The organism is Streptomyces sp. CNQ329 (genome assembly GCF_000482585.1).
This window is the reverse complement of record NZ_AXVU01000042.1, coordinates 40,373-51,457: the sequence shown is the minus strand read 5'-3', so window position 1 is coordinate 51,457 and position 11,085 is coordinate 40,373. Positions and strand designations below refer to the sequence as shown.

Sequence of the window (11,085 nt, the reverse complement as noted above, 5' to 3'; positions counted from 1 at the left end):
CTGCTTCGAGATGAGGACTCCCACCCCCATGAGGGGTTAAGGCCCCCTGTAGACGACGGGGTTGATAGGCCGGATCTGGAAGCCCTGTGAGGGGTGGAGGTGACCGGTACTAATAGGCCGAGGGCTTGTCCATAGCTGCTTGCGTCCACTGTGCGGGTTCTGAAACAACAACCCGCCCACACCACACCAGTCGTGATCTGGGTGGGGTGGTGTGGGGGAGAGTTTCATAGTGTTTCGGTGGTCATAGCGTTGGGGAAACGCCCGGTCTCATTCCGAACCCGGAAGCTAAGCCCGACCGCGCCGATGGTACTGCACGGGGGACCGTGTGGGAGAGTAGGTCACCGCCGAACAATTCTTGGATTCAACCCCTGGGCTGGCGCCCAGGGGTTGAGTCATTTCCCGGGGCCTTGCAGACTGGGGCAATGGTCGAGGAGATAGCCGCGCTTCGCTGGGATGAACCGTCGGACGGTGACGGCGCCCCCGCTGTCGTCCTGCTGGATCAAACTCGACTGCCCACCGACGAGGTGGAGTTGGTCTGCGCCGATGTGCCGGCGCTGGTGCGGGCGATTCAGACGCTTGCCGTGCGGGGTGCCCCTCTCCTCGGTATCGCCGGGGCGTACGGCGTCGCCCTGGCGGCTGCGCGGGGCGATGACGTCGACCAGGCGGCGGAACTGCTCGCCGGCGCGCGCCCGACCGCCGTCAACCTGGCGTATGGCGTACGGAGGGCGCAGGGCGCCTTTCGCGCCGCCGTGGAGGCGGAGAAGGATCGCGCCGGGGCGGCCGCTGCCGCGCTTGCTGAGGCGCGGGGATTGCACGCCGACGATGCACGGGCCAGTGCGCGAATGGCGGAGCACGGGCTGCGGCTGCTCCGCGAGCTGGTGCCCCGCGGCGGTTATCAGGTACTCACGCACTGCAATACCGGTCGACTCGTGTCCGGTGGTGGGGGTACGGCGCTGGCCGTCGTGCTGGCCGCGCACCGGGCCGGGGAGCTGCGGCGGCTGTGGGTGGACGAGACCCGTCCGCTGCTGCAGGGCGCCCGGCTGACGGCGTACGAGGCCGATCGGGCCGGCATGCCGTACACGCTGCTGACGGACAATGCGGCCGGGTCGCTCTTCGCGAGCGGGCAGGTGGACGCGGTCATCCTCGGCGCGGACCGGATTGCGGCGGACGGTTCGGTGGCCAACAAGGTCGGGACGTACCCGCTGGCGGTGCTCGCCCGCTACCATCGGGTTCCGTTCCTCGTCGTCGCGCCGACGACGACGGTGGACGTCAGTACGCCGGACGGCTCGGCCATCGAGGTGGAGCAGCGGGCCGGGGGTGAGGTCACGGAGTTCTCCGTGCCGCACGCCGCGGGCTCCGGTGCGGGGCGGGCCGCCGTGGCGTACGCGGTCGCACCTGCGGACACGCAGGCGTACAACCCGGCGTTCGACGTCACCCCGCCGGAGCTGGTGACGGCTCTGGTCACGGAGCGTGGGGTGGCCTCGCCGGTGACGGGGGATTCACTCGCGGAGCTGGTTGCGCGTTGACCGTGGGTGATCGTCAGGGGAAGAGGCACGTCGCGGCGGTGGCCGGGGCGTGACCTGGGACACGGGATTCTCTCTATGGGATGTGTAAATGGGATGATGTCGTCATGAAGGGACGCGTTCTCGTCGTCGATGACGACACCGCACTGGCCGAAATGCTCGGCATCGTGCTGCGCGGGGAAGGCTTCGAGCCGTCGTTCGTATCCGACGGTGACAAGGCGCTTGCCGCGTTTCGCGAGTCGAAGCCCGACCTGGTGCTTCTGGACCTCATGCTGCCCGGCCGGGACGGGATCGAGGTCTGCCGCCTGATCAGGGCGGAGTCAGGTGTGCCGATCGTCATGCTGACGGCGAAGAGCGACACCGTGGACGTGGTGGTGGGCCTGGAATCCGGGGCCGACGACTACATCGTCAAACCGTTCAAGCCCAAAGAGCTGGTGGCCCGTATCCGGGCCCGGCTGCGCCGGTCGGAGGAGCCGGTGCCGGAGCAACTGGCGATCGGCGATCTGGTGATCGACGTCGCCGGGCACTCGGTGAAGCGCGGCGGCGAGCCGATCGCGCTGACGCCGCTGGAGTTCGACCTCCTGGTCGCGCTGGCGCGCAAGCCGTGGCAGGTCTTCACCCGTGAGGTGCTGCTGGAGCAGGTCTGGGGCTATCGGCACGCCGCCGACACGCGCCTGGTCAACGTCCACGTGCAGCGGCTGCGCTCGAAGGTCGAGAAGGACCCGGAGAAGCCGGAGATCGTGGTGACCGTCCGCGGTGTCGGCTACAAGGCGGGACCGAGCTGACGTGTTCCGCGTGCTGCCGCGGGAGGGCGTGCCCGGCGGGCCGGTGCAGCCGTTCGTCCGGCTGTGCGTGCGCTGGGTACGCCGCCCGTTGCACATCGCGACGAAGCTCTACCGGCGGAACATCCAGTTGCGGGTGGTCGCCACCACGCTGCTGATGTCGCTGGGCGTCGTCGTGCTGCTCGGCATCGTCGTCATCGGGCAGGTCCGCAACGGCCTGCTGGAGGCGAAGCTCGGTGCGGCGCACGGGCAGGCGCAGAGCGGCTTCGCACAGGCGGAGATCCGGGGCGCCTCGGGGGAGCCCGGCAGCGGCGGCGAGACGTCGGCGGCCGTGAACTCCGCGGAGTGGCGGGCGGCCCTGGTGGAGCAGCTCATGGGCAGCGGCCAGGGGGTGGTGTCCGTCCTGGTGATGAGCTCCAGCGTGAACAACGAGGCCACCGGCTCGTCCGACAATCCCCGCGGCTCGCTGGTCTCCGACGACACGTCGGTGGACAGCATTCCCGCCGATCTGCGGGAGAAGGTCGACCGCGGCGGCGGTTCGGGCATCTACGAGCAGTACGCGCGCGTCTGGAAGCGCGGCTCCGACCAGAGCGAGCCGTCGCTGATCATCGGCAAGCGGCTGAACGACCCGAACAACAACCCTTACCAGCTCTACTTCGTGTTCCCCTTCACGCAGGAGGAGAAGACGCTGAGCCTGGTGAAGGGCACCCTTGCGACCGCCGGGGTGTTCGTGGTGGTGCTGCTCGGCGCCATCGCCTGGCTTGTCGTACGGCAGGTGGTCACGCCCGTGCGGATGGCCGCCGGCATCGCCGAGCGGCTGGCGGCGGGCAGGCTGCAGGAACGGATGAAGGTCAGCGGCGAGGACGACATCGCGCGGCTGGGCCAGTCCTTCAACAAGATGGCGCAGAACCTCCAGGTGAAGATCCAGCAGCTTGAAGAGCTGTCGCGGATGCAGCGCCGCTTCGTCTCCGACGTCTCGCACGAGCTGCGCACCCCGCTGACGACGGTACGGATGGCCGCGGACGTCATCCATGAGGCGCGCGAGGACTTCGATCCGGTGACCGCGCGCTCCGCGGAGCTGCTGCTCGACCAGTTGGACCGGTTCGAGTCGCTGCTCTCCGACCTGCTGGAGATCAGCCGCTTCGACGCGGGCGCCGCGGCGCTGGACGCCGAGCCCGTCGACCTGCGGGAGATCGTGCGGCGCGTCGTGGGCGGGGCGCAGATGCTGGCGGACGCCAAGGGCGGGCGGCTGCTCGTCAAGGGCGACGAGCAGCCGGTGATCGCGGAGGTCGACGCGCGGCGCGTGGAGCGCGTGCTGCGCAACCTGGTGGTCAACGCCGTGGAGCACGGCGAGGGCCGCGACGTCGTCGTGCGTCTCGGCGGGTCGGAGAGCGCCGTGGCGGTGGCGGTGCGCGACTACGGCGTGGGATTGAAGCCCGGTGAGGCGACGCGGGTGTTCAACCGCTTCTGGCGTGCCGATCCGGCCCGTGCCCGGACCACGGGCGGGACCGGTCTGGGACTGTCGATCGCCCTGGAGGACGCCCGGCTGCACGGCGGCTGGCTGCAGGCGTGGGGCGAGCCGGGTGGCGGGTCGCAGTTCCGCCTGACGCTGCCGCGGACGGGTGGGGAGCCGCTGCACGGCTCCCCGGTGCCGCTGGAGCCGGAGGACTCGCGGGCGCGCCGGGCGGCGCGCACGGTGCAGGAACCGGGTGCGGTGAGGGTGGTGCCGGCCGGCGGGACGGCGGGTGGCGGACTGCTGGGGACCGTACCGGCGCAGGGCGGGCGCGGGACGGCCGCCACCGCGCGGACGGCGGCGCCGCGGCCTTCGGCGCGGGCGGAGGCGGATCCGACGGCGCTGCCGGGCAGCGGGCGCCGGGTCAGCGGGTATGCCGCGGCGGCCGACGAGTCGCCGGGAGCCGAGGGTGGGGATGGGTCCGGGAACGGGTCCGAGGGCCCGCCCGGGAGCGGCGAGGGCGGCGGTGAGGTCCCGAGTGAGGTCGGCAGCGAAGGGGAGCGCGGTGGTCGCGTCTAGGCGTACGGGAGGGACGTCGGGGGTACGAGGGCGGGGGCGCCGGACGGCGGTCCGGACCCCGGGGCCGTACCGGCGGCGGGGGACCCGTACGCGCCGCTACGCCACGGCCGCGCTGCTCGGCGCCTTCCTGCTCCTCGCCGGCTGCGCGTCGATGCCCGACAGCGGGGGCGTGCACCAGGTGCCGCTCTCGGAGCAGCGCGATGATCCACGCGCGCGTACGTACGCGGAGCGGCCCGAGCCCGGTGCCCGGCCGCAGCGCATCGTGTCCGACTTCTTGGAGGCCCTGCGCAGCGACGACTACGCCACCGTCGCCAAGGCGTATCTGACGAAGAAGGCGCGGACATGGAGTCCCGGCGAGACGACGGTCCTCGCCGAGGCGCCCACGGTGGCGGAGCAGCAGCCGGCCGGGCCCAAGCCGGTGAACGGCGACAAGATGACCACGGCGGTCGTCCAGCTTCGCGGCGACAAGGTCGCGTGGCTCAACGACGCCGGCACATACACGCCGGACGAGCGTCCTTACAGCCTGAACATCGAGCTGTCGCGGGAGGGCAAGTCGGGGCAGTGGCGGATCGCGGATCCGCCGCGGGGACTGGTGATCAGCCGGGCGGACTTCGAGCGGACCTTCCAGTCGGCCAGTACGTACCACTTCACGGCGCGCAGCGGGGACACGCTGGTGGCCGACCCCGTGTACGTACGGCGGCGGATCGACCCGGTGACGGACGCGGTGCGCACGCTGCTCGACGGGCCGGGCGGGCTGATCGGGTCGGTGACGGAGACGACGTTCCCCGCGCGCACCACGCTGGCGAAGCACCAGCGGCTGGCGGTCGACGAGGAGGGCACGCTGCGGGTGCGGCTCGCGCTGGAGCGGAAACCGGGGCTGCACACGTGCGAGCGGATGGCGGCGCAGGTACTGCACACCGCGGAGAGCCAGGAGGGCGTGCGCGTCAACCACGTGGAGCTGCTGACGGCCAGGGACACCAAGATGTGCGACCTGAGCGCGGCGGCGGGCGAGCGCTATGCGCCGGACGGACGGGCGCGGCATCCCTCCTCGCTGTACTTCATCGACGGCGAGAACCGGCTGGTCCGGACTTCCTCGGGGCCGGACGGGGGCGAGGCGGGGCCGGCGACGGTGATCAGCCCGCTGGGCGACGGCAAGCCGGCGATCGGCTCCGCGGCGGTGGCCCGTTCGGAGAAGAAGGCGGCCGGGGTCACGGCCACGGGGCGCGCGCTGTACGTGTCGTCGCTGAACGAGTCCTCCGCGCTGGGTGAGCCGTTGCTGACCAGCGACGCCACCGAGAAGCAGGCGGAGCGCGGCGACGGGCTCACGGCGGCGAGCTGGGACGGGCTGGGCGACCTGTGGGTGGCGGACCGCGTCGGCGGCGAGTCGCGGCTGTACTGGATGAAATCCGGCTCCGGGGACCCGGTGCGCATCGGCGTCACAGGGCTGGAGGGGCGGATCGAGGCGCTGCGGATGTCGTCGGAAGGGGCGCGGATCGCGCTGGTCGTCAGCAAGGGGTCGGAGAGCCGGCTCGTGCTGGGGGCGGTGTCCGTGAAGGACGGCGTGCCGGTGGTGGCGCAGTTGCGCGACACGGGGGCGCTGGAGGAGGTGCGCGCCGTGTCGTGGGCCGGCGAGAGCCGCCTGCTGGTCGTGGGGCGCGAGTCCGAGGGCGTGCAGCAGATGCGCCTGGTGTCGACGGACGGGTCGGCGCCCCCGGCGGCGGAGCTGGGGCAGGGGCTGACCGGGGTGACGGCGGTGGCGGCGGCGGAGGACGGCACGAAGCCGCTGGTGGCGGCGGTGGACGACGGGATCGTGCGGCTGCCGCAGAACGCGTACTGGAAAGCGGTGCTGGGCGGAGAGGGCGGCACGGCACCGGTGTACCCGGGGTAGGCGCCGCGGGCGTCGGCCGCCGGGTTGTCCACAGCCGCAGGGTTATCCACAGGGGTCGCGGGTGTCGGTGGCGGCGGGCACGGTGGACGCATGCGGGGGACAGGGCGGGAACTGGCGGGGTTGATGCTGCCGGACGGCTGCGCGGGATGCGGGGCCGGGCGGGGCGCGGGGGTGCTGTGCGCGGGGTGTGCGGCGGAGCTGACGGCGGGGGCGGTGCGGCGCGTGGTGCCGCGGCCACGGCCGGCGGGACTGCCCGCGGTGTACGCGGCGGCGGCGTATGCGGGCGCGGTCCGGGCGGCGCTGCTGGCGCACAAGGAACGCGGTGCGCTGTCTCTGGCCCGCCCGCTGGGCGCGGCTCTGGCTGCGGGTGTGCGGGCCGCGGAGGCCGCCCAGAGGGCTCGGGGCGGGGCGGGCGTACGGGCCCGGCCCGGTTCCGGGGCTTCGCCGGCTGCGGGTGGCTGCCGCGCCCGGGTGCCGGCTCGCGGTGAGGCGCCGGCCCGCGACGCGTGTGCCCCGGCGGCGGGCACCGGTGCGGGGGCTCCGGGGTCCGGGCGGGCGCGGCGGCGTGGCGCGGTGCGGGTGAGCGGGGCGAGGGGGGAGCGCGTCGTGCTCGTGCCGGTGCCGTCGGCGCGGGGGGCCGTGGTGCGGCGGGGGCACGATCCGGTGCGGCGTCTCGCGCTCGTGGCCGCGGAGCGGTTGCGGCGTGGCGGGGTACGTGCAGAGGTGCTGCCCGTGCTGCGGCAGCGGCGGGCGGTGGCGGACCAGGCGGGGCTGAGTGCGGTGGCGCGGCGGCGGAACCTCTCCGGGGCGCTGGAGGTGGTGCGGGGCGGCGCGCTGCGGTTGCGGGCGCCAGGATGCCGTGCCGTGCTCGTCGATGACGTCCTGACGACCGGGGCGTCGCTCGCCGAGGCTGCGCGGGCCGTGCGGGCGGCAGGCTTCGACGGCGGGCTCGCGGCGGCCGTCGTGGCCGCGCCGTGCAGTGCGTTCGAAGCCGGTCGCGCGTGTCCGCTCCCTTGACTTCGATCTTACGTTTCCGCAGGTAGAAACGGGGGAGAAGCACCCGATCGGAGCACAGTGGTCTCAGGGGGTGCCGCAGCATCTCAGGCGAGCTATGTTCGATTGTGAGGAGGCTGTGAGGACAGTGGATGGGCCGAATCCGCTGGATCCGATGGGGTGTCGATCTTGTCGGTGGGGGAGGAGGAGGTGAAAGCCGGTCCTCCGTGAGAGGGGCCGGCGGCAGAGAACCCCGAGGCTCCGGCACCCACCGGAGCCCCAGCTAGCGCACCAAGGGACCGGCTTCGCCCGTCAGCTAGTGGTACGCGGAGCCGTTCCAGAACGGAGTTCTGCGTGGACATCGTCGTCAAGGGCCGCAAGACCGAGGTTCCCGAGCGGTTTCGTCGGCATGTGGCCGAGAAGCTGAAGCTGGACAAGATCCAGAAGTTCGACGGCAAGGTGATGAGCCTTGACGTCGAGGTGTCCAAGGAGCACAACCCGCGGCTGGCCGACCGCTGCGACCGGGTGGAGATCACGGTTCACTCCCGGGGGCCCGTGGTGCGCGCCGAAGCGGCCGCGGCTGACCCGTACGCAGCCCTGGACCTGGCGACGGCCAAGTTGGAGGCGAGGCTGCGCAAGCAGCATGACAAGCGCAAGAGCAGGCGGCCCGGAAAGGCCCGCCGCACGGCCGCGGAGGTGGGCGAGGTCGTCGCGAACGCGGCGCAGCTCACCGACGACGGGGAACTGGTGACCCCGGCCATGGAGACGCCGGCGGAGAGCGAGCCACGGCAGAACGGCTCCCGGCTCCGTCGCCGCGGACCGCTGGAAGTGGACGGCGACGGCCCGCTGGTGGTGCGGGAGAAGACCCACGCCGCACCGCCGATGTCGCTGGACCAGGCGCTGTACGAGATGGAACTCGTCGGGCACGACTTCTATCTCTTCGTCGACTCCGACAAGAAACTGCCCAGCGTTGTCTACCGGAGGCACGCCTACGACTACGGCGTGATCCACCTCGACCCGTATCCGATCGAGGAGTCGCTGCCCGACGGTGCGGGAGACGCCCTGGGCGGCTGAAAGCCGACGGTAGGCGGGCGGCGGGGGCGTCCCCCCGCCGCCCGGGCGTGAAATCATGTGCGCGCACGGCAAAGTCGGTGCCTGGGGGCAAGTGTGGCGGAGTTCGAGCTGAGCGGAGCTGGCGAGCCGAAGGCGACGGTCGGTCCCCGCGAGGAGCCGATCCGGGTCCTCGTCGTGGACGATCATGAACTCTTCCGCCGTGGCCTGGAGATCGTCCTCGCGCAGGAGGAGGACATCCAGGTCGTCGGTGAGGCGGGTGACGGCGCCGAGGCCGTGGACAAGGCCGCAGACCTCCTTCCCGACATCGTGCTGATGGACATCCGGATGCCGCGGCGCAGCGGCATCGAGGCGTGCACGGCGATCAAGGAAGTCGCCCCCAGCGCGAAGATCATCATGCTGACGATCAGCGACGAGGAAGCCGACCTCTACGACGCGATCAAGGCGGGCGCGACCGGTTATCTGCTCAAGGAGATCTCCACCGACGAGGTCTCCACCGCGATCCGCGCCGTGGCGGACGGGCAGTCGCAGATCAGCCCGTCCATGGCGTCGAAGCTGCTGACCGAGTTCAAGTCGATGATCCAGCGCACCGACGAGCGGCGTCTCGTGCCGGCACCGCGGCTGACCGACCGGGAGCTGGAAGTGCTCAAGCTCGTGGCCACCGGGATGAACAACCGCGACATCGCGAAAGAGCTGTTCATCAGCGAGAACACGGTGAAGAACCACGTGCGCAACATCCTGGAGAAGCTGCAGTTGCACTCCCGGATGGAGGCCGTCGTGTACGCGATGCGCGAGAAGATCCTCGAAATCCGCTGACGCCTCCCGGGCGCCGCGGCCGGCGACAGGATCCCCGCCGCCCGCACCTTGCCGCCGCTCCCGGCGGCCGGCCGGTCAGCCCGCGGTCACGGCCTTCTCCGCCGCGCGCGTGAGCGGCGTGTGCAGCTCCGGCGGGCTGACCCGCTCCACCCGCACCGACTGCGCACCGACCCAGCTCGCCGCCTCCGCCAGCGCCGCCGCCGTGGGCTCCACGGCCTTCGCCGGTGTGACGCCGTTCGGCCGGTCGGCGCCCAGCGTCACCTGGCGGGCCACGAGCGTGCTCCCCTCGCGTCCCGGGTCCACCCGCCCGATGAGCCTGCCGCCGGCGAGCACCGGCATGGCGAAATACCCGTGTATCCGCCGGGGCTTGGGCACGTACGCCTCCAGCCGGTGCGTCAGTCCGAAGATCCTCTCCGTGCGCGGGCGGTCCCAGACGAGGGAGTCGAACGGGGAGAGCAGCGTCGTCCTGTGCCGCCCCCGCGGAGCGTCTGCCAGCGCTTCCGGGGCGGCCCACGCCGGCTTGCCCCAGCCCTCGACCTCCACCTCGACCAGATCCGTGTCACCGATGACGGCGGAGACCTGCTCCCCCTTGAGGCGGTGATAATCAGCCAGGTCCGCGCGCGTGGCCACGCCCAGCGCCCGGCCGGCCTGAAAGACGAGCCGGCGCAGGCACTCCTCGTCCGGCAGGTCGTCGTGGAACAGGGCGTCCGGGACGGCGCGCTCGGCGAGGTCGTACACCCGCTTCCAGCCGCGCCGGGCGGTGACGACCACGTCACCGGCGTCGAGCAGCGTCTCCACCGCGATCTTCGTCTCCGACCAGTCCCACCACGGGCCGCCGTTCTTCGCCCCGCCCAGGTCCGTGGAGGTCAGCGGACCGTCCGCGCGCAGCCGGTCCACGACGGCGGCGCGGGAGCCCTCCGGGTCCCGGAGACGGTGCCAGCGGTAGCCGCGCGCGCGGCGCTCCCGGCGGCGGAAGGCGAACAGCGGCCACTCCTCCATGGGCAGGATGCAGGCGGCATGCGACCAGTACTCGAAGGCGGTCGTCCCCGACCAGTACGCCGATTCCACCGCCTCACGGCCGACCGCGCCCAGGCGCGCGTACGGCACCAGCTCGTGCGACCGCGCCAGCACCGAGATCGTGTCCAACTGCACCGCGCCCAGCCGCCGCAGCACACCGCGGACCCCCGCGCGGCGGTCCGGTGCGCCGAGCAGCCCCTGGGCGCGCAGGGCGATACGGCGGGCGTCGTCGGCGGAGAGGGACACGTTCGTGGTCATGCCGGCGAGCGTAGAGCCTGCCGCTGACAACGCCGGCCCGCAGCCCTCCCGGCGGCCTTCCCCGGCCGTCCTCTCCCGCGCCCGGCCCGGGGTCAGCCAGCGGCGCCGGCCGCATCCGCCGTACGCGCCCCGTACGGCACCTGTGGGGCCAGGCCCATGTCCGACGGCAGCAGCGACGCCACCCACGCGTCCCGCCGCACGCCGCGGTGGATGAGCCGGGAGCGCAGCACGCCCTCCATCGTGAAGCCGGCCTTGCGCGCCACCGACCGCGACCCCTCGTTACCCACCTGCGCCAGCCACTCCAGCCGGTCGGCGCCCAGCTCCGTGAACGCCCACCGCGCCAGCGCCGCCACCGCTTCGCCCGCATACCCCTGCCCGCGGTGCCGCGGGGCGGTCCAGAAGCCGACCGAGCGGACGCGCTCCTCGGGCCCGGCCGTGCGGCCGACGCCGGCCGAGCCCACCAGGGCGCCGCTTTCCAGGTCGGTGAGGACCAGGTCGTACTGCCGGTCCTCGCGCCAGCCCGCCGGGATGATCTTCCGTACGTACTCCTCCGCGTGCTCCCGCTCGTACGGCGACGGGACCGGCAGCCAGCGCTGGATGCCGGGGTCCTGGCAGGCGGCCAGGACGGCGTCGATGTCACCGGGCTCCGCGGGGCGGAGCAGCAGGCGTTCGGTGACCAGCGTGATCGGGTCCATGGGGAGAATT

At 72.6% G+C, this 11,085-nt stretch carries 9 protein-coding genes and 2 rRNA genes; 9 read left to right on the top strand and 2 right to left on the bottom strand.

The genetic code is table 11. From position 1 onward, the window contains the following. The 9 genes from I003_RS0124085 to I003_RS0124045 all read left to right on the top strand — a co-directional run. Window positions 1-133: ribosomal RNA gene (locus tag I003_RS0124085) — 23S ribosomal RNA — on the top strand; the annotation flags it as partial. A 100-nt stretch (window positions 134-233) separates the two neighbouring features. Further along, window positions 234-350 (top strand): 5S ribosomal RNA (rrf, locus tag I003_RS0124080). 72 nt (window positions 351-422) lie between these two features. Further along, window positions 423-1,526, top strand: coding sequence for an S-methyl-5-thioribose-1-phosphate isomerase (mtnA, locus tag I003_RS0124075; protein ID WP_037721563.1), 1,104 nt, complete (start codon window positions 423-425; stop codon window positions 1,524-1,526). Window positions 1,527-1,630: 104 nt separating this feature from the next. Then, a complete protein-coding gene (gene mtrA, locus I003_RS0124070) occupies window positions 1,631-2,308 on the top strand; it encodes a two-component system response regulator MtrA (RefSeq protein ID WP_018840454.1) in 678 nt (225 codons plus the stop codon). Between the two features lies 1 nt (window position 2,309). After that, window positions 2,310-4,337, top strand: a complete 2,028-nt coding sequence (gene mtrB / locus I003_RS0124065; RefSeq protein WP_027773854.1) for an MtrAB system histidine kinase MtrB — start codon at window positions 2,310-2,312, stop codon at window positions 4,335-4,337. Beyond that, the gene (locus tag I003_RS0124060) at window positions 4,324-6,225 is read left to right on the top strand and encodes an LpqB family beta-propeller domain-containing protein (protein ID WP_027773853.1); all 1,902 of its coding nucleotides are present in this window, start codon (window positions 4,324-4,326) and stop codon (window positions 6,223-6,225) included. Before mtrB ends, I003_RS0124060 begins: the two co-directional genes overlap by 14 nt. 606 nt (window positions 6,226-6,831) lie before the next feature. Continuing rightward, the gene (locus tag I003_RS37025; RefSeq protein ID WP_486584357.1) at window positions 6,832-7,242 is read left to right on the top strand and encodes a ComF family protein; all 411 of its coding nucleotides are present in this window, start codon (window positions 6,832-6,834) and stop codon (window positions 7,240-7,242) included. Window positions 7,243-7,572: 330 nt separating this feature from the next. Continuing rightward, on the top strand, window positions 7,573-8,292 hold the full coding sequence (gene hpf, locus I003_RS0124050; protein ID WP_027773851.1) for a ribosome hibernation-promoting factor, HPF/YfiA family: 720 nt from the start codon (window positions 7,573-7,575) through the stop codon (window positions 8,290-8,292). Between the two features lie 93 nt (window positions 8,293-8,385). Next, the gene (locus I003_RS0124045; protein WP_027773850.1) at window positions 8,386-9,105 is read left to right on the top strand and encodes a response regulator; all 720 of its coding nucleotides are present in this window, start codon (window positions 8,386-8,388) and stop codon (window positions 9,103-9,105) included. Window positions 9,106-9,180: 75 nt separating this feature from the next. Here I003_RS0124045 and I003_RS0124040 read toward each other — a convergent pair whose 3' ends face one another. Together I003_RS0124040 and I003_RS0124035 are read right to left on the bottom strand one after the other, a co-directional pair. Continuing rightward, window positions 9,181-10,380 (bottom strand): DNA glycosylase AlkZ-like family protein, encoded by a 1,200-nt coding sequence (locus tag I003_RS0124040; RefSeq protein WP_027773849.1) that lies wholly within the window; start codon window positions 10,378-10,380, stop codon window positions 9,181-9,183. A gap of 92 nt (window positions 10,381-10,472) precedes the next feature. Further along, window positions 10,473-11,075, bottom strand: a complete 603-nt coding sequence (locus I003_RS0124035; protein WP_027773848.1) for a GNAT family N-acetyltransferase — start codon at window positions 11,073-11,075, stop codon at window positions 10,473-10,475. Between the last annotated feature and the right edge of the window lie 10 nt (window positions 11,076-11,085).